This window comes from Porphyrobacter sp. YT40, from assembly GCF_006542605.1.
Lineage (GTDB): Bacteria > Pseudomonadota > Alphaproteobacteria > Sphingomonadales > Sphingomonadaceae > Erythrobacter.
This window is the reverse complement of the sequence record NZ_CP041223.1, coordinates 149,707-173,420: the sequence shown is the minus strand read 5'-3', so window position 1 is coordinate 173,420 and position 23,714 is coordinate 149,707. Positions and strand designations below refer to the sequence as shown.

Genomic DNA, 23,714 nt, shown 5'->3' with positions numbered 1-23,714 from the left:
GGCTTACTTACGTGCGGGTCCTATCTCCACCTTGTCCCGCTTGCGGAAAACCGGTTCCTTTTTTGAAGACTCAATGGGGTCTTGGGAAACCTTTCATCTGCGATGGTTGCAGAACCGAGCTGGTCATTCCCAAGAATTTATGGATCGGTTTGGCGGCATTCGTGTCTTTCTGGATGTTGAAAGATCGCATGGACTCGCCCTTCGAAGTTGTCCTGCTGATCGCTGGCCTTGCGGCCGCAGTTCTTATCCTGTCGCGATTTCTTCTGATCCCGCGGAGGGCATAAGGTCTGCTTTCCACCCTATTGTGTTGAAAATGTCGAAGCTGACGACCCAGCGGTCAGTTTTTGGCAATAATGATTCAGATCAGTCTTGCCGCTTGAATCACTGCTGCGTCGAACGGCCCATCAAGATTCGATTATTGCTGACCAAAACGCGCGGCAGACTTTTTCAACACAATACACCCAATTGCGGACGTTTCGTAAGCGTCCGGCCAACCACGAGTTGCGGGGTTGCCGCTGAGCGATGAAGGACGGTTCCTGAAGGGAGTTCTTTCTGGACTCCAGAAGGAGATCCTGTGTCCGACGGTGGCGGCGTGATTGTGCGGACGGAGCGGCGGCGGCGCTATTCTGATGCGGAGAAGGCCGCAATCGTCGCGGAGAGCTTGCGCCCCGATGTCAGGGTCACGTCGGTCGCGCGCAGGCATGGCATCGCCAAGAGTTTGATCTAAAACTGGCGTGCCAACCGGCGCGAAGCTCAAGCGATTGCAAGGAAGGCGCTGGAGTTTATCCCATGCGGCCAGTTCGTCGAGGCCACAGCGGACACTTCGGCTCCCGCGATCATCCCTGAGGGGCCAGAGCCGTCGGTCGGCCCTTTGGTGGCCGGTGTAGCGGCTTCTCCGCCGACCGAGCCGCCACGAGCAGGCACGATTGCCATCGAGCTCGCCAACGGAGCGCGCTTGACCGTCGACAGCTTCGTCAACGAGAAGGCGCTCGCCCGGGTTCTGCGCGCGTTGAAGGCCGTGCCATGCTGAGCCTGCCGCCGGGCACCAAGGTCTATCTCGCCAGCAAGCCGGTCGATATGCGCAAGGGCTTTGCGGGCCTGAGCGTGCTTGCCAGCGAAGTCTTCAGGCTCGACCCTTACAGTGGGCACGTTTTCCTGTTCCGCAGCAAGCGCGGCAACTACCTCAAGGCGCTAATCTGGGACGGCACCGGCCTGTGCCTTTTCGCCAAGCGGCTCGAGCGCCATCGCTTCGTGTGGCCGCCGCTGGTCGATGGGGGTGTGGTGCTGACACCGGCGCAGTTTTCGCTGCTTCTGGAGGCTATGGATTGGCGGCGGACGGTGGCGCCAAAGCCGCCCAAACGGCCTGTGCATATCTAACGAATCGGGCGCGGTTTTCCTGCCTTCGGCTTGGTCAAGATCGCCCATCATGTTATCCGCTGTTCGTGTCTCCCGCCGACCTTGATTTACCCTCCGATCCGGACGAACTTCGGGCCTTTGCCGAGGCAATGAAGGAGCGCCTTTCCGCTTCGGAACAGGCGCTTGCTGACGAGCGCAAAGCACACGATGCAACGCGAGACGAACTCGGTGCCGCACGCAACGCGATCAAGCCGACGACGCTTCAGATCGAGAAGCTCAAAGCCCAGCTTGCCAAGCTACGGCGGATGAAGTTCGGCCAGTCGTCCGAGCGCTTGACGCAGCTTGCCGACCAGCTCGAACTCACGCTTGAGGATGTCGAGGCCCAACAGGCTCATGCCGAGTGCGTCGTGCGCGGCCAGGTCGATCGGGACGAGGTCGAACCGGGCAAGCCCAGGCGCAAACCCAAGCGCGCGCCGCTGCCCGATCATCTGCCGCGCGATGTGCTCGTGCACCCGGCACCGGGCATGGATCGCTGCGCAGCGTGCGCTGGCGCGGTGAGCGTTCTGGGTGAAGATGTCACCGAAGTGTTGGAATATGTGCCTGCAAGCTTCCGCGTGGTGCGCCACGTCCGGCCCAAGGCCGCCTGCAAGTGCTGCGATACCATCGCCCAGGCACCTGCGCCCAGCCTGCCGATCCCGCGCGGCCGCGCCGGTCCTGGCCTCTTGGCGCACATCATCGTCGCCAAGTTTGCCGATCACCTGCCGCTATACCGTCAGTCGCAGATCTATGCGCGCGAGGGCGTCGAACTTCCCCGCTCGACGATGGCCGACTGGCTCGGTCAGGTCACCTGGCTGCTCGATCCGCTGGTCGAGCGGCTTTGCTCTCACGTCATGGCGAGCCAGAAGCTCCACGCCGACGAAACGCCGGTGCCGGTGCTGGCTCCCGGCACGGGCAAGACAGCGACCGGGCGATTATGGGTCTATCTGCGCGATAACCGCCGATGGAGCCCGGCAGACAGGCCCGCAGCCCTGTTCCGCTATAGTCCTGATCGCAAGGGCGAGCGGCCGCGCGAGCATCTTGCGGCCTTTGCGGGCTCTCTGCAGGCCGATGCCTATGCCGGGTTCAACGCGCTCTACGACCCAGGCCGGGAGCCGGGTCCCATCACCCCCGCCGCTTGCTGGGCGCATGCGAGGCGCAAGCTGCACGATGTGCTTGTTGCCGATCATCGATCCGCTGCGCGCAAGGGACTCGGCCTGATCGCGCAGCTCTACGAGGTCGAACGGTTGATCGAGGGTGAACCTCCCAAGGAGCGTCTGCGCCAGCGCTCAGCATCAAAGCTCATTGCCCTCGACTTCTTTGCGTGGGCGGACAGCGTTCTCGACCAGGCATCGGCGCGCTCACCGCTTGCCGAGGCGCTGCGCTATGCCGTCAAGCTGATGCCAGCGCTGCTCGCCTACACCCAGGACGGACGGCTCGAGATCGACAACAACCTTGCCGAGAACGCGCTGCGCGGCATCGCGGTCGGGCGCAAGAACTGGCTGTTCGCCGGCGCGGATTGCGGCGGCGAGCGGGCGGCCGCGATGTATTCGCTGCTCGAGACCGCCAAGCTCAACGGCGTGAACCCGCAGGTCTGGCTGACCGACGTCCTCGACCGCATCGGCAAAGGCCATCCCATCAACCGCCTCGACGAGCTCCTGCCATGGGCGTGGAAGGCGGCTCGTTCCAGTGACCCCGACGCTGCGTGAGGACCCATTGCGCCGATGGCAGCTATCTGCGATTTTCCGCCAGAAGCCGACATTCAGCAAGCGACCCGAACTCCAGACAATTAAGCCCCACGCTGCTTGGCCTAAAACCCGTCACCTCATAAGGTGGTAGTCGCGCAAAGAGCTGCTTTTGTCCGATGAGCAGAAACGGGCGCAGTGGAGGCAAATGACGACAAAGCTTTCGCTTCCCAGATTTGTGACGGCCGTTTTGGCCTTGATGTTCATCTGGGCCATCCTCGTTACCTTCGCGCCCCTGACGGATCTTGGAGGAATGAAAGTCGACGGGACTGGCAGCGATGTATTTGCGAAAGCCGCGCGCGAAGTGGCAGAAGATCATCGCGGCAACCTTGCGCTCGTCTTGATCGAAAACGGCAAGGTCGCTCAGTCGCACACGATGTCGATCGGCAAGCCGGTTTCCGGCGACTCCATGTTCCAGATGGCCTCGGTCAGCAAATGGGTCACGGCCTGGGGTGTCATGGCGCTCGTCGAAGCCGGGAAAGTCGATCTGGATGCTCCCGTTTCGCGCTATGTCAAACGCTGGACGCTACCTCGCGGTGATTATCCGAACGAGCGCGTCACCGTGCGACGCCTGTTGAGCCATACCGCCGGTCTCACCGACGATCTCGGGTATTGCGGTTTCCCTCCCGGCGCGAAGCTGCAACCGATCGAAGACTCCCTGAGCCACGCGGCCGACGCCTGCCCGCTCAGAACCGGCGCAGTGCGCGTCGGCAAGGAGCACGGTTCGTGGCGCTATTCAGGGGGCGGCTACACCCTGCTTCAGCTCATGATCGAAGAGGTGTCCGGGGAGCCCTTCGCAGACTACATGGATCGTACGGTCCTGGACCCGCTCGGCATGGAGAACTCGACCTTTCGAACGAGTACAGCGGGCGCTGCGGACGTCGCCGAGTTCTTCGGGGCCGATGGTGGGGTTGCGCCGCATTACCGCTACACGGCAGCAGCGGCGGCATCGCTCTATTCGTCGGCAAACGACATGGCACGATTTGCACAGGCACATATGCCGGGTCCCGACGGGGAAGTGCCCGGCCGGGGTGTGATCTCACCGGGCTCTCTCGCATCCCTGCGCGCGCCAGAAGCGGACTTGTTCGGTTCTGCCCACTGGGGCCTCGGCGTTCAGCTGTTTGCGAGAAGCACGCGCGGAGACTTAATCTTTGGTCACAACGGGGGCAATGTGCCTGCGGTCAATAACACCGTGCGTATCGAAGCCGCGACCGGCGATGCAATCGTCGCCCTGTCTACAGGCGGCAGGGGTATCGCCACCCGATTGGGTGGCGCATGGACCGCCCAGCGACGTGCCGCAATCACCCCTGCAATGATTTACGGCACGGCCTTGCGGCTGACCAGTCCGGCGGAAGCGCTGATGCCTTTGCTCTGGATTGTCGGCGGATGGGCGACCATTCTTGCGGGGAGTTTCCGGTTGCGCCGTCGAGACCGTTCGCGCCATCCTTGCGCTTCATAGCGAAACCGAGCCAAAGGCCGCATTACCGTTTTCTTGACCGAAAGAAGACTGTCGCCTTCCCACCCAATTTTGGACGTTTCAGCCTTCCGCGGATTTCCTGATTAGCGGACTGGCAGCTTTGCCTCACCATCCACTGAAAGCGGATACTCTGCTAACGACCCCGTTTTGGACATACAGGTGGACCGATTAGCGACTTGATAGCTGACACATGTTCATCTGCAGACTGACGTCTTCAAAGCGGTCGCTTGAAGAACACGACCCGCTCGGTCTCGGAAAAGCCTATGGCAGCGTGAAAGGCGTGACTGCCCACGTTATCCAACAGGGCGTTTGAGGCGTATTCCTTTGCGTCGCGCCCCGTACCCCATTCAGCAACCGCATTGCTCAGCGCGCGAGCGACGCCGCGTTTCCGCCAAGTTGGATCGACATATATACCTTCAAGAAAAACGACCGGCGACGTGTCGCATCCTTCGACATAATCCCGGCGGATAGTCGCTTCCGCAAAGCCCACCACAACTTGATCGTCGTCGAGAGCCACAAAAGCAGTGCGGTCGGGGTTGCCGGAAAGATAGAGTTCTTCCGCTTCTTCTTGGTGATCTTCAACTGTGTCCCAGGCCCACAGGCTGATGCGCAACCTCGCCCATTGCGGCAGATGAGTAGAGTCGGCGGCGATTATGTTCATGTTGCGATAGTAGCCTCGTCGGCAAGGATTTACCATGTCCGGTATCGGCCAAGGATCGCGATTACCGGACAGTCGGTTTCCCACCCCCAATCGGTCATTCCGGTGCCGCCACCCGCATCCCGAAACTGGCCATTGCCGACAACGGTTTCGACCGGACGCTTACGACGTTTCCTCAAAAGTCTTGAGCTGAGGTCCTTGTTCAGAGCAGCACTACCTGGAGTTCGACGTCCGCCGGACGCCCTTCTGCGGCAGGGATGACGCGATACGGTTGGAGCTCGCAATCCGTCCGGACGACGGCATGGTCCTCGCCGGTGATTTCGCTCAACCTGATGGCTATGCGTTCCGCGTTCATTCGGCCGCAGAGCTGCTGTCGCCGGCGGTCTAGCGATGTGCCCGACATAATGGGTCCAATCTATCAGGCTGCCGGAAAGATGGTCCTGGCGACTTTGGGTTGACGGATGATCTCGAAGCGTCGTTCGAGCAGGCGGGATATCTTGAAGCGGCCTCGGCCGTCGGGCAAGGTCAGCGTCAGTTTCCGGCCTTCGCGTCGAACCTTGAAATCGGCGTGCCTGCTTCCATCGGTGAACTGCATCGGTTCGGGGAAACGGATGAGGTCGCCATCGGCGATCGTGCGTTCGGTGAGCTCAAGCAGCCGGTAGCAGCGTCGTCGCCAGTCGAGGGCATAGGGATGGGTACTGCTGGTCAGGAGCTCGAGGACACTACGAGGACACCCAGCCTCGCATGGGCCCATATCCTCATCCATGTCCTTGTATCCGAAGATGTGACCGTCGGCGGCTTTCGGATTCCAGCGCACCAGACAGATGATGGCGGTGACGTAGAGCCGGGCGCCGCTTTCATCGTATCGTTCGACGGCGGCATAGTAGGCGCTGCCGGAATAGACGCTTTTCAGTACCCGTAGTGCCCGGAACGGCGTTTCTCCAGTGGCCGGGCGCTCGTAGGTCAGCTGGGCGTCCAGATAGGCTTTTGGCGTCTCGTAAGGCGCCATGCCGAGGCGCGTCATCGTAAGCCATCCCATGATCGTTTCCTTCAGATGAGGCCGGGCTGTGCCGGCGAAGGCAGTTTGAGTTCGCGCGCGATCCGTGCGGCGAGCGCCGGGATGTCGCGCAGCACGGTGATCGGCGCCTTGCGCATGGCGGCACCCGGGGGTTTCCAGTGGGGGTTTCGCCATGCAACGCCGGGCTCCCCGTAGCGCTCGGGAGAGATGCGAAGGTAGAGCTGCTTCGCTTCCAGCGTGTGATCGCCGGCGAGCGATTCCTGCGGGGTCGTATAGCCTAGCCGGTAATCGGTGTGTTCGAGGCCGAGCTGGAAAGCGATTGCGCGAAGGGCCCGGCTCCCTTCACGGCGATAATGCCGCAGCTCCTGCGGGCGGTAGTCGAGACCGCGCCGAACGAGAGCGACGATCGCCGGCGCGCGTTTCAGTTCTGCGATCCTCTCGATGCATTGGCGGCACAGATTGTCGTCAAGCGCGGTGTGACAGAGGGATTCGCCGTTCGAGATACGCCCGAGATGGCGGGTGAGCAGTTTGATCGCCGGACAGAGCGCGGGATCGAGCGCGGCCAGCCTTGCGTCGTCCACAGCTTCGTTGAGCGCTCGCAAGGCGTTTTCGAATGTTGTCAGGCCATCGGGCTCGAGCGCGCGCCGGTAGCGGTAGTCGATGTCGCAGGTCATGGGCCTTGTCTCCGTTGGTGATGCAACGGACACCCTCCCCCTCCCCTCAATGCAGGAGGCGCGATGGCGGCGGCAGCGGAGCACCGGCAACCGGCTCGTAACTGATCGGCCGACGTAGAGCCTCCGGCGCGACGTGTTCGATGATCCGGACGATCGCGGATAGCGCCACACCTTCCGGATGGGTGATGATCGTCAGGACCTCGCTCCCGTCGTCGCTGCCAACGAGATCCCAGCTCGGAAGCCCCTTGCCCAGAAGCGCGTCCAGGACGGCTTCCGGTCTGCGGCGCGGGAATGTCAGCGAGATCCGTTCGCGCAGAGCCGGTCCGATCAACACCCGCTTCCCGTCGACCAGGTCGGTCGCGTACTGGTGGAGCTGGGCGAGGCGTACTACCCCGTCCAGACCCGGCTCAAGCGCAAGCCTGAAGTTCGACCGTATCATGGTCTTCCTCCTGCGCTTCGCTGTCGTACCCGGAGAATGCGGCGAGGTAGGTGAAGGCCTGGTCTGCCTTGGCTGCCGCGGTGATGATCGCACTCTTGTCCGATTTGAGGATGTCGAGCCAGTGGCCGATATAGCTCGCGTGGCTCTCGTGGAGATCCGCAGGCAAGCCCAGCTCGTAGCAGATGCGCGCCGAGATCTGCTCCGCAACCAGCTCTTCGAAGGCATAGGCCTTGTCTCCGAAGCGCTTCCCGAATTCGCGCGCCATACGTGTCGGATGGCCGGTCCAGTGGCCGGTCTCGTGGGCGAGCGTGGCGGCAATCCCGTCCTCGTCGATGAAGGCGTTGCGGTGCGGCATCTGGATGAAGTCGCCGCCCGGGGAATAGAAGGCACGGTCACCGCCATAGCGTACCTCGCTCGGGATCGGTGCGAAGAACGCCGCGATCGCAGCGGCCTTCTCGGACGCTGTCGGCGGAGTCTCGGGGACCGGGTCGGGATAGAAATGGGTCGGCAAGCCGTCGATCTGCGAGGCATTGAAGACCGAATAGGCGCGCATGAACCTGATCGTTCGCGAGGATTCCTCGCCCGTCACCTGGTCGACGTCGGTTTTCTTCGTCGAGTTGAAGTAGATGCTCGGCTCGGCGCTTTCGCCGCGGCGTACCTGTCCGCCGAGTTCCTGCGCCTGGCGATAGGTCATCCAGTAGCGGGACTGATACCCCATCGTGTCTGCGACCGCCCAGAGATAAAGCCGGTTGATGCCCGTATAGGGCACCCCGTTGGCCCGCAGCGGGGCACCGCCTGCTCCGGTCTTCTTCCACGGGCGGCGCCACGGAAGGGTGCCTTCCTCGATCTTTCGGATGATGAGGTTGGTGATGTCCTGCGCGACGTCGCGCTTGGGGCTGTGTTTCATGGCGGCTCTCCGGTCGGGAAAAAAAGGCCCGGCCGCTGCGTGAGCGACCGGGCCAGTTGCATCAGGAGGGTTGCGGCGCCGTCAGGCGTTCACCGCCGCTTCTTCGTCGACGTCTTCGAGATCCTCGGACGTGGTGTCGTCGTCGGCTTCGTTTTCGTGGTCCTCGACCTGTTCCTCCGGCTCGTCAGCGCCGGCCGTGACGGGAACCTCGAATTTCATGGCCTCGGGCAGCCATGCGAGGGCGCGTTCCTTCACCTCTTCCTCGACGATCGCATCGCCGGAGAAGATCTTCTCGCACGTCTTCGACAGGTCGGCCTTCTTCGAGGCTGCGTAACGCGCTGCGAGCTCGCTTCCGCCGATGTCGGTCAGGGCCGCAAGACACGACGTCTTGTTGATCCGGTCGAACAGGTTTTCTGACGTCGGTCGCCACATCGCGGCGACATCGACATCGAGGATCGAGCCGAGCACGGCGTGGATCGGATGATATTCCGAATTGTAGCCCTTCTTCGCTTCCAGCGAGACGGCGACGACGTAGGAGAGCCAGGCGGCCTTGGCCTCGTCGTCGAGCTCGCGGAAGGCGAGGAAACGATCGGTCACCATCTTGGGCTCGTGCCAGCTCTTGTCGAGCGCGTCCGCTGCGGCTGCGAGGATGCCTTCGGCCGCGGACTGGGGAATGTCGCCATAGGCAGGATCCTGCGGCTTGCCCGCCTTCAGCGAGGTGCCCTTGCTCTCGTAGCTGCGATCATCGCACAGCGCGAAGATCGCGTAGTCGAGCGCGAGGCCGGGATCGCCCAGGAGTGAGGCTGCGAGGATGTTGCGGCGCTGGACCGACAGCTCGTCGAACAGCTTCGCGCTGATCGGCTTGTCGCCGCCCGGCGCGACCGCTTCGGGTGTCGCCGGCCGCGGAGGAGTCGAGCTCGTGCTTCCGGTGGGGCGTTCCTCGGAAGTCGCGGTGACGTTGCCGTCCTCGTCCTGCTCGAAGCTGAGGCGTTTCTCGCTGTAGTAGTCGCTCTCGAGGACCATCTCGCCCTTGTTGGTGAGGATCAGGAAGCGGCCGACTTCGCCGCGCCATTCCTCGGGAAGTTCGCGAACCGGGTTGTTGAGCTCGTCGCGCTCGGTCGAGAGCGTATCGTACTCGGTCTCGAGTTGTTCGAGGTCGACGCTTTCGTCTTCCTGCGCGCTCTCGTCTTCGAAGATCTCGTTGATCTCGTCGATCCGTGCGTCGATCGCGTCGATGCGGGCGCGCGCTTCTTCGGACAGCGGCGCTGCTGGAAGCCGGACCGGGCCGACGTTGAGTTCGCTGCGCGCGTGCCAGCTGTTGGTCGACGCAACGGGATTGATCCAGGCGAGGCCCGTTTCGGCCGCGAGCCGTTCGGCTTCGGCTTCCATCTTCGCGCCTGCGAGCTGGTGGGCGACTTCGACATCAATCCAGCGGTCGTCTGCCGCTTCGCTGAACAGGTCGCGTTCGATCTTGCCGCCTGCGGCCACATAGGCGTCTTCGCCCACGAGCAGCGCGATCGGATCGTTGCCGCGCAGCGAACCGTCGGCGATCATCCGGCGGATCGCGTCGGCGCTGGGATTCCAGGCGTGGCGCATCTGCTCGAAAACGCGGATTTGCACCTCGTGCTGATCGGTCGCGGCATAGGCCTTGGCGAGATCGAGGGTGATGTCGCCGGCAGCAAGCGCCTCGAAGATCGGGCCTGCAAGGTTGGCGAGCCGCAGGCGCCCTTCGACGAACCGCTGGGTCAGCCCGAAACGCTTGGCGACGGCGGCGGTGTCGCCGTCTTCCTTGATGAAGTGCTGGAAGGCCTGGCATTCCTCGGCCGGCGTCATCTGCAGGCGCTGGAAGTTCTCGGCAAGCGAGACTTCGCTGGCGTTGTGTTCGCGCCGGTCGATGACGAGGCACGGAACCTCGAAGTCGGCGTCCATCGCGCCGCGCTCGACGATCCGGTGCATGGCGCGCATCCGCTTGCCGCCACCGATGACCTCGAAACGACCGCGCTTCTTAGCCTTGGCGACGATGAGGTTCTGCAGCACGCCCCGCGCCTCGATGTCAAAGGACAGGCGTTCCTCGAATTCGGGATTGGGGCGCTTGCAGACGTTGTCTTCGCTCTGGTCGAGCTTGCTCAACGGGATAAGTTGCATTGGTCTGACTCCTGATGACCGACCGGCCAATTACCGGCCACCCCATCCCCTCCCCCTCCCCTTGCCGCTGTCCCGAGTCGTCAGAGCGGCGTCAGGAGCGCCTTGACGACGGGTTCGGGGTTGTCCTTCGGGATGAACAGCCTGGTGCGGTAGGCGATGATCTCGGTGAAGCACCCGATGCTCTTCAGCCATTCCACCTGATCTGCGGGTGCTCCTGCGATTTCGATGCGCAGTTCGCCAGCGACGCGCGAGCGCTTCAGTACCGCGCTGAAAGGCTGTTCGATCGTGACGCTGCGGTTTTCGCGCAGCGCCTTGACCACGGCGTCCTCGGTCAGCACCGCCGTCGAGTTGGCTCCGAAGGCCTTCAGCACGTCGGCAACATCGGTGTCGTAGACGATGCGGCCGAGCCAGCTGCGCCCTTCGAGATCGACGATCCGGTTGACCTCGAGATAGTCGCGCGGAAGGTTCGACCAGATCGGCAGCAGCAATCCGGTCGCGAGGTGGACCGTCTCGGTGTGTAGGCGCGACGCGCTGTCTTCGGCCTCGGCAGTCCACAGACGCGCGAAGTCGGCTTCGCTGCAGGGAGTCCATGCACTTTCCTCGAGATCGCGCAGCTGGTGGTACTCGCGGCGCAGCGGGCGGTGCAGGATCACCCGCTGGATGAGCTCGCCCTTCTCGGTCATGAAGTGCCTGGACGGTTCGCAAAGCGCCGCCTTGTCGCTCTTCGTGTTCCGCATAAGGGTGCAGCCGTCCGACCATTCCCGGCGTTCGAGCACCCGCTCGAGCGAGGTCGGCTGACAGCGGGTGGTAAGATCGAGCCTCAGAAGGTGCGAGGTGGCGCCAGTGCGGTCGTCAGTGCGGAGGACGATATCCTCGGCGACGCTGGCCGATTCCACCTGGATTGTCTCCACTCCGAGATCGAGAGTGCCGGCGTCGCGCGCGGCCGACACCCTGGCCTCGACGAGCGCGAGGAACTCTTCGAAGATCGCGTTCTGCATTGCGATCGGCAGCGCGAGGATGCGATTGAGCCAGCGCTGGATCGGCGGCAGGTCCTCTTCGAGGATGCCGTCGGCCGACGCGATCTTGAGCCCGCTCCTCTTCTGAAAGTCGAGTAAGGTGGCGCTGTTAAGCTTGCCCTCGGCAAGCAGTCCGAACCACGTCACGAGCGCTGCCTTGGCGTATTCGCTTTCGAGATTGTCTGCGGGATCGAACAGGTTCTGTCCGCCGGTCTGGCGCTGGCCCCGGGTCAGCGCACCGAGGCTGTCGAGACGCCGCGCGATCGTACTGGTGAAGCGCAGCTCCCCCTTGCAGTTGGTGGTCACGGGGCGGAAGAGCGGCGTCGCGGCCTGATGGGTCCGGTGCGTGCGGCCCAGCCCCTGGATCGCGCGATCCGCGCGCCAACCCGGCTCGAGCAGAAAGTGGACGCGCTGGCGCTGGTTCTCGGCGTCGAGGCTGGCGTGGTAGGAGCGGCCGGTGCCGCCTGCGTCGCTGAAAACGAGGATGGTCTTGCGACCGTCCATGAAGTGGTCGGTTTCGGACTGGTTGGTCCGCGCCGAGCGTGTTTCCAGCTTCTGGCTGCCGTCGCTCTGGGTGATGAGACGCTTCGTGCGACCGGTCACTTCTGCCGCGCGCTCGGTGCCGTAGTGCTCGATTATGCCGTCGAGCGCCGGCTTGATCGGCGGCAAGGCGCACAGATGTTCGATCAGGCGCTGCTTTTTCTCGACCGCGAGTGCGTTGTGGACCGGTCGGCCCTCGTCGTCGAACATCGGCATCGAGCGTTCCTCGCCGGTGTCGTCGACGAAGACCTGCATTTGTTGGGTCGGGAACGCGCGTTCGAGATAGTCGATCACGTTTTCGCGCGGGCTCAGGTCCAGGTCCAGCTCGGCGCGCTCCTCGGGCGAGAGGCTGTCGAGGCGACGATCGAGGATGCTCTCGGCGGTGGAGACGAGCTGCACGACAACCGCCTTGTCGTCGTCAATATGATCGTTGATGGCGGCGATCAGCGTCGGCAGCTTCATCGAGAGCAGAACCTGGTTGAAGAACCGCTGCTTGGCACCTTCGAACCTCGAGCGCGCAGCTGCCTTGGCGCCGCTGTTGAGCGTGTCGCCCTCGAGCTCGTCGACCACGTTGGTCAGCGCCAGCGCCTCTTCCATGTTCTGGTGAATGATCGCCCACGCGTCGGCATAGGTGTCGTAGATACGAATCTGGTCGTCCGTCAGATCGTGCTTCAGCACCTCGTATTCGACACCCGCGAAGCTGAGCGCGCGGGCCTGGTAGAGTCCGAGTGCCTTCAGGTCGCGCGAGACCAGTTCCATCGCCGCGATGCCGCCCGAGCGGATCTGGCTGATGAAGTCCTCGCGGCTCGAGAAGGCGGTTCCCGGACCCCACAGGCCGAGCCGGACGGCATAGGCGAGGTTGTTGACGTCCGATGCACCGGTGGCGGAGGCGTAGAGTACGCGCGCATCGGGAAGATGGTTCTGCAGGAGCACTCCGGCGATGCCCTGCAGCGAGCCCGCCTTGGCGCCGCGGGCGCCTTCCCCGCCGGCCACGCCGCCCATCTCATGGCTCTCGTCGAAGGCGATCACGCCCTCGTAATCGGGCCCTGCCCAATCGAGCAGCTGCTTGAGCCGCGTTGCGTCCTGGCGCTGGCTACGCAGCGTCGGATAGGTGACGAACACGATGCCTTCGCGAAACGGTAGGTCCTCGTCGATCTTCCAGCTCGACAGCGGTTGGATGTCGGCGGGCAATCCGCCGATCGCCGACCAGTCGCGGCGCGCGTCCTCGAGCAGGCTTTCGTTCTTTGACACCCAGATTGCCTGCCGGCGTCCGGCAAGCCAGTTGTCGAGGATGCAGGCGGCGATCTGCCTGCCCTTCCCCGCACCCGTGCCGTCGCCAAGAAAATAGCCCTTGCGGTAAGCGCGGCCATCCTCTGCGAGCGACAGACCCACCCCTTCCTCGTTGGGCTTGAACTTGCCTGGGAGGTATTGGCCCCAGGCGGCTCCCGCGTAGATGACGGTCTCGAGCTGGGCTTCGGAAAGCTGGGACTCGCTGACGATCCGCTCGTGAAGCCGCGGCGTATAGTCGGGCACCGGCGCCGGAATCGATCCCATCGCGACGCTTTCGACGAGCGGTGTGGGATGCTCGCGCGAGCCGGCGATGTCGATGCGGCTCGGGCGGTAGGGCACGTAGACGCCGGCCTGCGTTCCGAGTGCGCGCGGCGTGGCGAGGGTCGTGTAAACGACCGGAGCGATCTCGCGTGAGACCACCTTGCGCTCGAACTGCGGCGCAGTTCGAGGCGTTTTGCGCATGGCGCGGAAGAGGCTGGTCGCCTTGGGCCGCTGCGCGATGGGACCGGCCTTCGACGGCGGTGGTGCGATTTCTGGCCGTTTGACGATGCGGAACTCGGCCGCGAGGGCTTCGACCGTATCGCGCGCCAGGATGGAGGGTTTGATATTGCCCGGCACCTTGTCGACGACGAACAGGCGAACGGCAACGCTGGTCCCCTGCTTATGATAGCATCGTGCGAGTCTGCAGGAGGTGTGTACCGTGCAATTCGCGAAGGTGTCCTCGTAGATCCGGAGCATCTTGGCGCTGGTCGTGAACCAGTCGGGCATGATGGCGACCACGCGTCCTCCGGGAGGGAGCTTGGCAATCGCCGCGCGCAAATGCCGGACGGCCGCCAACGCGTCGGCCCCCCTGCCCTGCGATCGCGAGAAGGGCGGATTCATGACGATCAGCGTGGGGCGCAGGGCATGGTCGGCGAGCGACGTCAGCATCGCGCCGTCGAAGCCCGTTATCTGCGCTTTGGGGAAAAGCAGCGCGAGCTTGGCCCGGCGCTTGGGATCGAGCTCGTTGAGGTGAAGCGCCGCGACCGGTGGCAACATGCTCACTAGTGATCCGTGTCCGGCACTCGGCTCGAGAAGGACGTCGGACTGGCGCGCTTGCGCGGCGATCGCGACCAGCGCCGCCAGGTCCGCAGGCGTCGAGAACTGCTGGAACCTGATCTGGTCCTCGCTTCTCACGGTGTGTGTGGGGAGGGTCTCGACGAGGCGCGACAGCGAAGCGATCGTCGCAAGTGTCGGCTTCTCAGCGTCCCGAAGATGTTGCGTGAGCGCTGCTTCGAGCAGGTCGTAAGCGTCGCGCTGCGTCCAAACTCCCTGCGCCGAGGAACAACCGTGCAGGGTTTCCATCGCCCCGAAGAGATATTTCTTGGTGAGAGTGCCGCACGCGATGTCTTGCGCGACGTCGGTGATCGCTGCGCGCAGGCGATCGTCGGATTGCTCGAAAAGGTCGGTCACGGTCTGCTCCTGATGCTGATCCGCAACCAGTCCGCCCCCTCCCCTTTTTCAGGTGGTTCAGCCTCCCCGATGCTCGTTGAATTCGGCCCAGTCGGTGAAGCCCCGCGGTGGCGGGTCTCTCGTCACCGTTCGAGTGTCGGTCGTGAGCGCCTCAATCGCCGCCAGCGCGCCAAGCCGCCCCGCCCTGTTGTTGTCCTCGGCGATGATGAGCGTCGAAACCCGGTCGGGGATCCGGACCAATGGCAAGCGTTCCGCACCAAGCGAACTCCAACACGGGATACCCTTGAGCTTGGCGTAGGCGGCGGCATCTTCCATGCTTTCGGCGAGAGCCAGGACGGAGCCCTTGAAGTCTGGCGACCATGCCCCCTCCCCCGGCCGACCAAGCATGTACTTGCCTTTATGGCTCCTGCCCTTTGGCCCGAGCGCGATGCGCTGGATCGCGACGAGCTTTATCCCGGTTCGGACTGGCACAAGAATGGCTGGTCGAAACACCGTGTCGGGCTTTCGGCCGAATGGACATGCGTGGAGATAGCGCAGACCGGCCGCATTCCCGTCAATCTCGCGGTATCGCAGGTACTCTTCAGCCAAGGTCCTCTCGATCGCGCTGGCCTTGTCCCACAGGCGAGCGGCGTTCGCCGCCCCAGGATGGTTCTGCAACGCCGGTGCTGGTGAATTTGGAATGGGTCGTGTGCGAGCGATGGTGCGAAGAACGTCTTCGTTCCGGCAGCCGGCGAAACAATGGACGAGAATGCCTTGCTGCCCCTGCCTGATAGAGAGCGATGCGCGTCCGTCGGCATGAGCTGGGCATATGCACATGGCGTAGGATCCGTGCCAGCGACCCTTGAGGCCGGCAACGATGTCCAGAGTTCCTTGTTCGGGCTTCAAAGCGGTCAGCATCGCTCATCCTTCCTAACCCCCCTCCCCCTCGCCTCCCCCCAGTCCTGCTCGCATTCCGAGGCAGGATGCTTTTTTGTGCGTAGCTTCGGCACCTGAATGAAGGCCTTGCTTCACCATCCGATCGCGCATAGGAATTTCACTGCGATAATCGACCCATGCCGAAAGGTATGGTTATGAAAAGAATAGTCCTCGCTGCATTGGTCCTGACAGCCTCACAGGCGTCTGCCCAGCAGACACGGCTTGATGTCTTCCAAACGGAAGCCGCCCAAAGCTTCGCGATTTTGATCCCTGGTTCGGCGCCGGTTTCGGCCTCTCCCGAGCCTGTCGCGGTAAAAGAGTCTAAAATAGACTTGGAGGCCGACTTCGAGGTTCTCAGGTCCTCATCGGCAGAAGGAACTGGCTACTCCGGCAGCCATTATGTGCCCTCATGGATGAGGAACGGTCGGTCGCCGTTCATGTCGCGCACTGGACAAGACGAGAACGCTCCGGGCGATCCGGACTGTATGACAGACGGATACTTCCCGCGTTCCGGGAATTAGCGGGGAAGCCCAAGCCAGACGGTTGATCTATTTCGACGATATCATGCTGGCTGCCTGCGAAGCAGGCATCCCGTTCCGACTTTTCGACGCCCTTGTCGCGCAGGAGAGTCGGTACCGCCCCTATGCACGCAGTTCTGCGGGCGCGATGGGTCTGACCCAACTGATGCCGGGAACCGCGCATTACGTTGGCGTGCGCGATCCATGGAACGTACAGGGAAATCTGCGAGGAGGAGCGCGCTACCTAAGGGAGCAGCTTGACCGTTTCGGTTCGTGGGAGCTCGCGCTCGCCGCGTATAATGCTGGACCTGGCAACGTGCAGAAATTTGGCGGTCTCCCGCCGTTCAGCGAAACCCGCACATACGTTCGAACGATCATGGCGACGCTCGATGGTCGAGCAATCTTCCGATCGACCCCGGTTTCGATGTTGGCTGCCAATCCGTTCCGGAGAGTTCAGTTGGCCCTGTTCTCCCCGGCGTCACAAATCCCAGAAAACTGAAAAACCTACGCTCCATGCGTAGTAAAGAGCGATCACCAGGATCACGGGAGCGCCCTTAAGGTAATTGATTTGCCAACGGATCAATGACTTGGGGAGGAGCAGTGCTTTCTCACTCCAGCTCGATGTTGCGACGCGCCAACGGCCACTTAGCAATTCGTCGGCCGTGACCGCGATTGCCAGCGCGGCGCAGATTAGCGCCATGCAACCGACGCCGATATACAGCGACGTCCAAGCTATGAGCACTTCGTGTTTCATGCGCTGTCAAACTCCGGGAAAGGCTGCCGCAAGGAAAAACTTCCACTTGGGTTTGGTTTCCCCCGGTGCACGTAAATGGTCGCTACCATTCCACTTGCTCAACCGGCAACTCGCCGTACTCCCTATGATGCACGCTGAGTCCACCCCGAGAGTCCGCTCGGCGGATCCCGGCCAGGCTCAAGGTCCCAAAGCCGACCTTCAGGCTTGCGACTGGCGTCGGCGTTTGGCGAAGGCGGTGACGAAGCTTTCCCACATACGCAGCCATTCCTTCTCGGTCCGCCTGCGATCGATGTCGGGACATCCGCGGCGGAATTCGCCAGCCATCATGTCGACATCCCACGGGGCGCCCTTGTCCCGGCCGATGGCGAGAAAGGCCGCCTCGCGGGAGCCGTACTGCAGGCTTCCCGCGGGAAAGGCCAGCAGGTCCGCCGCAGGCTTCTGCACCGCCCTGCCCTCCCCCGAAGCTGCGTCCGAGTGCCCGGCAACTGGTTTCTTCCTGCGCGGTTCGACGCCCACGAGCCGCAGGTGCGCGCCCACGAGCTTCTTCTCGAGCGGCGCCGGCGACGGGTAGAGCAAGACCTTTCGGCCCGAGACATCGACGTTGGCGTTGGGATAGACCGACGAGACGAGTTGCATGGTCTCGCGGACGGTCTGTCGGAAGCGTTTGCTGTCGGCGGCATTACCCAGGTGCTTCGCGAGCTGGTCCCAGGAGATGGCCTGCCCCCTTTCGGCGCTCACCCGCGGCAGACGGTAGGCAAGATATGTATACAGATCGAGCGCCGTCGGCGTCCCCTTGAGCTCGCGGATCGCGACCTCGTTGAGCGGGACCGCATGTTCGACCAGATGCTGGTAGAACACCTCCGACATACGGATCTCGCGAGCGAAGGCGCCGTCCTTGTCGAGCGATCCGGCGTATTCATTCGAAATCTTCACGTCGCGGACCGCAAACGCGTTCTGGTCCGCGTCGGCCCCGTCCCAGCGAATCTGCCATTCACAGGCGAGCAACCGGTCCACCTGCTGTTTCATCAGATTGGCGGTGCCGCGGGGCCCATAGGAAATCGTCTGGTAACCGAGACGGCGCATCCAGTCGGTGAAATTACGCCCTAGAAACACATCGCGCGATCGCTGCTGCACCGCCTGCGAGAGAATGTAGATCAGCGCGACGCGGGGATAGGAGCCGAACGGCACGCCGAGGCTCTTCATCACCCGCTTCCCATCGATCTCCTGCAGTACCGGCCGGGGATTGATCGCGAGAGCGTACCGGCCATCCTCGCGAATGATCGGTTCAAACTCGTCCTTGGGGCGCTTGGTCGGCAGTGACATTGCGCAAAGCGCCGAATGAAGGAAAGCCGGGACAGGTTCCTCGTCCTGCACGCGTAGGAAAGCATCCAACGTCAACTGGCTGCCCGCCTGCTCGGCCAGTCCGCGCACTTCTTCCTCGCCGCCGGAAAGCATGGCAAGCGCGTATTGGTGGCCTAGCGGTGCGCGATCATCTTGTCTCATCGTCCCCTTCCCCGTCTTGCCGGGTGATGTCTTGTCCCGGAATGGACAACAGGGTTCGTGGCCCAAATCAACCCTTTTGGCGATTTTGGAGGGTTTTCCAGTCGAAAACCTGCAAAATCACCGATGATCTCCGGTCCCTTCCGCACACCAGCGGCTCCAAAACCAAAAAATCCAAATAAAACCGATTCGCGAATCGGATTCGTAGAAGGAGATTCTGTTATAGTAGGTATGTGCTCCGACATCATCGGTTTGGCCGCACCGAGATCATAGCAAAAGCGCACCAAGGCCATCGGTCGCGCTCGCTGATCATCGGTTGTTGTCCACAGCACCCCCTATCCGGCCAAGTTGCTGGCCTAGAATGACCTCAACGGCACGAAGATCATCGGTTCTGGGCGCGCTTCCGATCGCGAGGGAGCGAAAAGGGCTCCGAGATCATCGGTCCTCTTGGAAGTTTTGGGGCCAAATCATTGATGAAAGCTTCAACTATCGCTATTCCGGTCGCCAAACTTCCAACGAGGACCTCACATGGCGATCCAGATTTCGACCGATGGGCTCGAAGCCAGCACAGCAACCGATGATCTCCGTTCCCTTCACCGCAAATCGCTGGCGATCCTTAAGCGGTTGCAGACCCACGCCATGGATCCTGAGACTGGAGAGAAGGCTGGACCCACCTTCCCCATTTCCAAGGCCGCCGAGCTTGTCGATCGGACTGCCTCGGCCATCCGCGAGGCCGAACGCGACGGCAGGCTGCCTGAGCGCGGTCGCACCCCATCGGGTCATCGCCTGCCCTATAACCTCACCGAACTCGACCATATGCGCAAGGTTTTTGGGACTCGTCGCTGGCGCGATACGGCCGACACGCCGGCGATCATCTCGGTGTCGAACTTCAAGGGCGGCGTCGGCAAATCGACGATTGCGGTCCATCTCGCGCAGCACTTCGCGATCAAGGGGTATCGCACCCTGCTCGTCGATTGCGACAGCCAGGCGAGTTCTACGATGATGTTCGGCTACCGCCCCGACATCGATCTCACCGAGAACGATACGCTCTACGGGCACTTCCACGACCCTGAATTGCTCGGTGTCCGCTCAATTATCCGCAAGACGCATTTCCACGGCCTGGATCTCATCCCGTCGAACCTGAAGCTCTACAACCTCGAGTACGAGATTGCCGCTCACTTGGCTCAGACACGCAGCTTCGACGTGATCGACCTCATTTCGCAAGCGATTGACGAGGTGGTCCACGACTACGATGTCGTCATCATGGACCCGCCGCCAGCGCTTGGCATGGTGTCCATGGCGGTGTTGCAGGCGGCCAATGCCATGGTCATTCCGATGCCGCCCAGCGTCATCGACTTCTCCTCGACCGTATCGTTCGTCGACATGGCCCGGACCACCATGGAGCAGCTCGAACAGCTTGGGGGGAGGGCGCGCCCGGCGTACAATTTCATCCGCGTGGTGGCGAGCCGGGTGGACGAGAACAAGTCGATGCACCGCGAGCTGCTGGCGATGATGCGCGACGTGTTCGGCGGCTCGCTTCTCACCTCAATCATGCCGACCAGCGCAGAGATCGATAACGCCAGTTCGAGGCTCAAGACGGTGTTTGAACTCGACCGGCCCGTAACATCGCGCGATGTTCACGTGCGCTGCCTTAAGTATCTGAACGCCGTGTGCGAAGAGATCGAAACTGACGTCGTCGCGTCTTGGAGTAGGAGGCAAGGGGAGGGCGGATCATGAAATTGCCACGTGGCAATTGTCGGTTTTCCTCGCGTAGAATCAGAGAGATATGCATTTTCACGCCGGCGTCGGAGGCCACGTGGGGGCGCGCAGATCGCGCGGGCCAAGCGACCCCTGCCGGTGAAATTGCCACGTGGCAATTTCGCTCCGGAACGCAGGAAATAAGGAAGGGTTTGAACCATGGCTAACGGCAACAAAGGCTTCAGTTCGCTGCTTACGGATTCACTTGATGAAGACCTGACAGATGATGAGGCCGCGCCGGCGCGGAGCGTCATGGCGAGCCGCAGCGAGGCGCTCAACCGCTTGGCCTCGGGCAAGGTCGTGACCGACCGGACAGAGTTCGTCGACCCGGCCCGTTGCAGGCCCTGGCGCCTGCACAACCGCGACCTTGACCATCTCACGGAGGAAAGCTGCCGCGACCTCATCGACGCATTCCTCTCGGCCAAGAAGCAGCGAATCCCCGCCATCGTGCGGCGCCTGCGCGATGATCCTGATTTCGACTACGAGATCATAGCGGGCGTGCGCCGCTGGTGGACGGTGCGCTGGCTGCGCGAACACAATCACCCTGAGTTCGAATATCTCGTCACTGTTCAGCAGCTCACGGACGAGGAAGCCTTCCGGGTTTCTGATGTTGAGAACCGGTCCCGCAAGGACATCACCGACTGGGAGCGCGCCCATGAGTACGAAACCGCGCTGGCGGAGTTCTACGAAGGCTCGCTCGCGCAAATGGCCGAGCATCTCAACATTTCTTCCTCTTGGCTAAATCGCATGCTCAACGTTGCCCGGTTGCCCGCGCCGCTGGTTGAGGCGTTCGCCGATCGGCACGATATTACGGTGCGAATAGCGCGCGATCTGAAGCCCTTGGTGAAGGACGCACGCGCGCGCCAGAGCATGGAAGAGGAAGCGCAAGTGATCATATCGGCACGGGCGGCCGGTGAAGATGCGCTGTCGGGTCCGGAAACGGCCAAGCGTTTGCTGCGCGCCACCACGGCCCCGGCCAGTCGGTCCGCGAAGGCGAATACGACATTGCTCAAAGCCAAGACGGGGAAGCCGATGCTGACGGTCACGCGTCCTGCACGAGGCGAGGGAGTGACGATCAAGGTGCATCCCGGCTCGGGCGCGTCCAAGAGCGAGCTCATGAGCGCGATCGAAAAGCTCCTCGCGTAGGGGTCACGTTTAACCCTTCTCGAGGAGCCGGTCGATCGCTTCCATCTCGCGGTCAAAAGCGCAGAGGACGGCGTCCAGACCGGGCGAGGGCGGGGGAGGGGAGGGTGGCCGACCCCGTGGTGCCGCAAGAATCCCGAGTGCGATCCCGGCCTCGCTTGTGATGTAGACCCGCCAGCTCGTGCGTCCCGAGACTTCCACGAAGAGTCCGCGCTCGGCGGCGCGGGCCAGCAGCTTGCCCGCACCCGATACCGTCATGCCCAGGCGATTACTGACGCCGCGGGCCGAGACGGCCGGCGTGGTCAGGGCAAGCTTCCCGAGGTCCTCAAGCTGCCCCGGCCGCAATTCTCCGGCAATGACGGCGGCAAAGTCCCGGCGCCATTTTTCGAGCCGGTCGAGGCGTGCAAGCCCATCTTCGCAATTCTCCCGTATCGTCTTCAGGAGGCGCCGCAATTGCGCGACCCGCGGGCCATGCAACGTACGCAGTGCCGGGTCGCCGAGCGCGAGCGAGGGCAAGGGGGAGCTAGTCAGACCCATGCGCGCACAGAGTGCCGGAAACGCGAGCCAGACATTGATCGTCGCATCCCTTCTCGACCAGAGATCGAGCACGCCGAGCGCGCGGAGGAGCGTGGGAGCCGAACTCCAGCCCTCGGGCTCTTCGAAACTGAAGGGCAGGGCCTCGCGCCAGTGATGTTCGGAGCGATCGCCGAGGGATCGCAGCCACCCGGAGTAGGTGGCGAACGGCTCACCCATTGTAGCAACCGGTGGGCGATGGGGAATGGGAAGGCCCACGAGGGCAGAAAAAACATCGATTTCATCGATTTCGAAGCGCTGCAGCCGGAGCGCTGTTGCATAGCCCGCCCAACTCGCCCGGATCCGCCATGCCGAAGCTACCGAACTCGCGGAAATCCGCGCATCAAGCGCTCCGATGGCCCCCATTGTATCGCCCAGCACGGCAACCAGATCCGATGTCCAGGGGAGGGCGGTGAACGGGCGGACCGGCCGAGTCATAACCCAATAATAGACTGAATCACGCATTTCAGTCTACCCGCCTCGACGCTCAGTGTTGATAATGGCTGCTTATCACCACTAGACACAAGGGCGATTTCCGTTCAGGAGCGGCGCCATGGCCCTGCAAACCGTCCAGCACCCGAGCGCTGCGCTTGCTCGCTTGCCGGATAATCCGGTGGTCACGACGGTCGTAGAACTCGCCGATACACACGGAGCGGTCGATCCGGCCGTCATTGATGCGGCTTCGAGGGCTTGGTCTGCCAACACCCGCCGGGCATTTATGTCCGATCTCGCACTATGGGCCCGCTGGTGTCGCGAGCAGCGCGTCCCCGCGGCCGAGGCCACACCCGACTTTGTCGCGCAATGGGTGCAGGTCCTCTCCAGAACCGCCGAATGCGAAGAAGGGGACGGCGGGAAGAAATGGAAGCGCCGCGCGGCGGCGACAATAGCACGCTATCTCGTCCACATCGGCATGGCCTACCGGATGGCGGGCATGGCCGATCCGACCACAGCCCCTCTGGTGCGCCTCGAAATGAAAGCGATGCGCCGCGCACGCGGAGTGCGTCAGCGACAAGCGAGAGCGATCCGCTTCAAGGGCGAGGTCGCCGATCTCGACGGACCTGCAAGCGGGGTGTGCCTGGCGAATCTGCTCAAGGCATGCCGACGCGATTGGCTGGGCCTGCGCGATCAGGTTCTCTTGCGCGTCGCCTACGACACCGGTTGCCGGCGATCCGAACTGGTAGCGATCGAGATCGAGCACATCAGCGGTGATGGAGCAGAGGGCGGAGCGCTATACATTCCGTCGAGCAAGACCGATGCCGAGGGGGAGGGGGCCTATGCCTATCTCTCGCCAGCGAGCATGAACGCTATCCGAGCCTGGAAGAAAGCCGTGGACATCCGGTCAGGGCCGCTGCTGCGCCGGGTCGAGTTGCATTTCGATGGCACCGTCCGAACGGTCGGCACTAGACCGCTCCATCCCAACAGCGTGACGCTGATTTACCGCCGACTGATCCGTGCTGCCCACGCCAAAGGGTTGCTTGGGCAAATGAGTGACGAGCGGCTCGAGCAGTGGGTGAGGGCGGTTTCGTCACACTCGGTCCGGGTTGGGGTGGCGCAGGACAATCTCGCGGCGGGCGAAGGCTTGCCGGCAATCATGCAGGCCTACCGTTGGCGAGATGCTGCGACAGTGATGCGGTACGGCAGCCAACTCGCGGTTCAAAGCGGGGCAAGCGCGCGTTTGGCACGTCGGTTTTCGACGTGACGCTGTCTGCTTCGCGCCCTCATCCCGGTCGTTGAAGCTTTGCTGTCGATCTCCTGGAAGCGGACGCAGAGCAACTGACAGCAAAGCCGGGAAGCCGTTTA

The 23,714-nt window shown here is 62.8% G+C and carries 20 protein-coding genes; 8 read left to right on the top strand and 12 right to left on the bottom strand.

The features are described 5' to 3' along the window. Positions 1-574: 574 nt before the first annotated feature. From E2E27_RS19130 to E2E27_RS18515, 4 genes are all read left to right on the top strand, one after another. Positions 575-727: a transposase gene (locus E2E27_RS19130; RefSeq protein ID WP_502705549.1), complete on the top strand. Its 153-nt coding sequence runs from the start codon at positions 575-577 to the stop codon at positions 725-727. Positions 728-1,023: 296 nt separating this feature from the next. Next, positions 1,024-1,377, top strand: a complete 354-nt coding sequence (gene tnpB / locus E2E27_RS18525; protein WP_067489571.1) for an IS66 family insertion sequence element accessory protein TnpB — start codon at positions 1,024-1,026, stop codon at positions 1,375-1,377. A gap of 128 nt (positions 1,378-1,505) precedes the next feature. Beyond that, positions 1,506-3,101 carry an IS66 family transposase gene (tnpC, locus tag E2E27_RS18520; protein ID WP_141462283.1) on the top strand — a complete coding sequence of 532 codons (1,596 nt, stop codon included), beginning with the start codon at positions 1,506-1,508 and terminating at the stop codon, positions 3,099-3,101. A gap of 184 nt (positions 3,102-3,285) precedes the next feature. After that, positions 3,286-4,596 (top strand): serine hydrolase domain-containing protein, encoded by a 1,311-nt coding sequence (locus tag E2E27_RS18515; RefSeq protein WP_141462244.1) that lies wholly within the window; start codon positions 3,286-3,288, stop codon positions 4,594-4,596. A gap of 232 nt (positions 4,597-4,828) precedes the next feature. Here the strand turns inward: E2E27_RS18515 and aac(6') are convergent, their stop codons facing one another. The 9 genes from aac(6') to E2E27_RS18475 all read right to left on the bottom strand — a co-directional run bounded on the left by aac(6') (position 4,829) and on the right by E2E27_RS18475 (position 15,650). Then, complete coding sequence (gene aac(6') / locus E2E27_RS18510) at positions 4,829-5,275, bottom strand: aminoglycoside 6'-N-acetyltransferase (RefSeq protein WP_141462242.1); 447 nt, start codon at positions 5,273-5,275, stop codon at positions 4,829-4,831. A 199-nt stretch (positions 5,276-5,474) separates the two neighbouring features. Next, on the bottom strand, positions 5,475-5,627 hold the full coding sequence (locus E2E27_RS18890) for a hypothetical protein (protein ID WP_181443681.1): 153 nt from the start codon (positions 5,625-5,627) through the stop codon (positions 5,475-5,477). Positions 5,628-5,690: 63 nt separating this feature from the next. Continuing rightward, positions 5,691-6,311: a DUF6927 domain-containing protein gene (locus E2E27_RS18505; protein WP_141462240.1), complete on the bottom strand. Its 621-nt coding sequence runs from the start codon at positions 6,309-6,311 to the stop codon at positions 5,691-5,693. An 11-nt stretch (positions 6,312-6,322) separates the two neighbouring features. Then, complete coding sequence (locus E2E27_RS18500) at positions 6,323-6,964, bottom strand: hypothetical protein (protein WP_141462239.1); 642 nt, start codon at positions 6,962-6,964, stop codon at positions 6,323-6,325. 46 nt (positions 6,965-7,010) lie between these two features. After that, positions 7,011-7,403 carry a hypothetical protein gene (locus tag E2E27_RS18495; protein WP_141462237.1) on the bottom strand — a complete coding sequence of 131 codons (393 nt, stop codon included), beginning with the start codon at positions 7,401-7,403 and terminating at the stop codon, positions 7,011-7,013. Continuing rightward, a complete protein-coding gene (locus E2E27_RS18490) occupies positions 7,372-8,310 on the bottom strand; it encodes an ArdC family protein (RefSeq protein ID WP_141462235.1) in 939 nt (312 codons plus the stop codon). Before E2E27_RS18490 ends, E2E27_RS18495 begins: the two co-directional genes overlap by 32 nt. Positions 8,311-8,391: 81 nt before the next feature. Then, positions 8,392-10,455, bottom strand: a complete 2,064-nt coding sequence (locus tag E2E27_RS18485; protein ID WP_141462233.1) for a ParB/RepB/Spo0J family partition protein — start codon at positions 10,453-10,455, stop codon at positions 8,392-8,394. 80 nt (positions 10,456-10,535) lie between these two features. Beyond that, positions 10,536-14,753 carry a strawberry notch family protein gene (locus tag E2E27_RS18480; protein WP_234036304.1) on the bottom strand — a complete coding sequence of 1,406 codons (4,218 nt, stop codon included), beginning with the start codon at positions 14,751-14,753 and terminating at the stop codon, positions 10,536-10,538. A gap of 57 nt (positions 14,754-14,810) precedes the next feature. Then, positions 14,811-15,650: a DUF7146 domain-containing protein gene (locus E2E27_RS18475; protein ID WP_141462231.1), complete on the bottom strand. Its 840-nt coding sequence runs from the start codon at positions 15,648-15,650 to the stop codon at positions 14,811-14,813. Positions 15,651-16,211: 561 nt separating this feature from the next. Between E2E27_RS18475 and E2E27_RS18470 the strand changes: the two genes are divergently transcribed. After that, complete coding sequence (locus E2E27_RS18470) at positions 16,212-16,685, top strand: lytic transglycosylase domain-containing protein (RefSeq protein ID WP_234036303.1); 474 nt, start codon at positions 16,212-16,214, stop codon at positions 16,683-16,685. Here the strand turns inward: E2E27_RS18470 and E2E27_RS18465 are convergent. Both E2E27_RS18465 and E2E27_RS18460 read right to left on the bottom strand, forming a co-directional pair. Then, a complete protein-coding gene (locus E2E27_RS18465) occupies positions 16,665-16,940 on the bottom strand; it encodes a hypothetical protein (RefSeq protein WP_141462229.1) in 276 nt (91 codons plus the stop codon). The genes E2E27_RS18470 and E2E27_RS18465 overlap by 21 nt on opposite strands. 198 nt (positions 16,941-17,138) lie before the next feature. Then, positions 17,139-18,443 carry a replication protein RepA gene (locus E2E27_RS18460; RefSeq protein WP_141462227.1) on the bottom strand — a complete coding sequence of 435 codons (1,305 nt, stop codon included), beginning with the start codon at positions 18,441-18,443 and terminating at the stop codon, positions 17,139-17,141. Between the two features lie 525 nt (positions 18,444-18,968). Between E2E27_RS18460 and E2E27_RS18455 the strand changes: the two genes are divergently transcribed. Beyond that, positions 18,969-20,177: an AAA family ATPase gene (locus tag E2E27_RS18455; protein WP_141462225.1), complete on the top strand. Its 1,209-nt coding sequence runs from the start codon at positions 18,969-18,971 to the stop codon at positions 20,175-20,177. Between the two features lie 180 nt (positions 20,178-20,357). Next, on the top strand, positions 20,358-21,344 hold the full coding sequence (locus E2E27_RS18450; protein ID WP_141462222.1) for a ParB/RepB/Spo0J family partition protein: 987 nt from the start codon (positions 20,358-20,360) through the stop codon (positions 21,342-21,344). Positions 21,345-21,353: 9 nt separating this feature from the next. Here E2E27_RS18450 and E2E27_RS18445 read toward each other — a convergent pair whose 3' ends face one another. Then, positions 21,354-22,379 (bottom strand): hypothetical protein, encoded by a 1,026-nt coding sequence (locus E2E27_RS18445; RefSeq protein WP_234036302.1) that lies wholly within the window; start codon positions 22,377-22,379, stop codon positions 21,354-21,356. 88 nt (positions 22,380-22,467) lie between these two features. On the opposite strand from E2E27_RS18445, the gene E2E27_RS18440 reads away from it, so the two are divergent. Continuing rightward, complete coding sequence (locus E2E27_RS18440) at positions 22,468-23,613, top strand: tyrosine-type recombinase/integrase (RefSeq protein WP_141462220.1); 1,146 nt, start codon at positions 22,468-22,470, stop codon at positions 23,611-23,613. Positions 23,614-23,714: the final 101 nt, after the last annotated feature.

Bases quoted from the DNA above. Each gene is read 5' to 3' on its own strand.
- E2E27_RS18475 (WP_141462231.1), bottom strand. From the start codon at position 15,650: ATGCTGACCGCTTTGAAGCCCGAACAAGGAACTCTGGACATCGTTGCC.
- E2E27_RS18500 (WP_141462239.1), bottom strand. From the start codon at position 6,964: ATGACCTGCGACATCGACTACCGCTACCGGCGCGCGCTCGAGCCCGAT.
- E2E27_RS18505 (WP_141462240.1), bottom strand. From the start codon at position 6,311: ATGGGATGGCTTACGATGACGCGCCTCGGCATGGCGCCTTACGAGACG.
- tnpC (WP_141462283.1), top strand. From the start codon at position 1,506: ATGAAGGAGCGCCTTTCCGCTTCGGAACAGGCGCTTGCTGACGAGCGC.
- E2E27_RS18515 (WP_141462244.1), top strand. From the start codon at position 3,286: ATGACGACAAAGCTTTCGCTTCCCAGATTTGTGACGGCCGTTTTGGCC.
- E2E27_RS18890 (WP_181443681.1), bottom strand. From the start codon at position 5,627: ATGAACGCGGAACGCATAGCCATCAGGTTGAGCGAAATCACCGGCGAG.
- E2E27_RS18490 (WP_141462235.1), bottom strand. From the start codon at position 8,310: ATGAAACACAGCCCCAAGCGCGACGTCGCGCAGGACATCACCAACCTC.
- E2E27_RS18455 (WP_141462225.1), top strand. From the start codon at position 18,969: ATGGCGATCCAGATTTCGACCGATGGGCTCGAAGCCAGCACAGCAACC.
- E2E27_RS18445 (WP_234036302.1), bottom strand. From the start codon at position 22,379: ATGCGTGATTCAGTCTATTATTGGGTTATGACTCGGCCGGTCCGCCCG.
- E2E27_RS18465 (WP_141462229.1), bottom strand. From the start codon at position 16,940: ATGAAACACGAAGTGCTCATAGCTTGGACGTCGCTGTATATCGGCGTC.
- E2E27_RS18495 (WP_141462237.1), bottom strand. From the start codon at position 7,403: ATGATACGGTCGAACTTCAGGCTTGCGCTTGAGCCGGGTCTGGACGGG.
- E2E27_RS18440 (WP_141462220.1), top strand. From the start codon at position 22,468: ATGGCCCTGCAAACCGTCCAGCACCCGAGCGCTGCGCTTGCTCGCTTG.
- tnpB (WP_067489571.1), top strand. From the start codon at position 1,024: ATGCTGAGCCTGCCGCCGGGCACCAAGGTCTATCTCGCCAGCAAGCCG.
- E2E27_RS18450 (WP_141462222.1), top strand. From the start codon at position 20,358: ATGGCTAACGGCAACAAAGGCTTCAGTTCGCTGCTTACGGATTCACTT.
- E2E27_RS18485 (WP_141462233.1), bottom strand. From the start codon at position 10,455: ATGCAACTTATCCCGTTGAGCAAGCTCGACCAGAGCGAAGACAACGTC.
- E2E27_RS18460 (WP_141462227.1), bottom strand. From the start codon at position 18,443: ATGAGACAAGATGATCGCGCACCGCTAGGCCACCAATACGCGCTTGCC.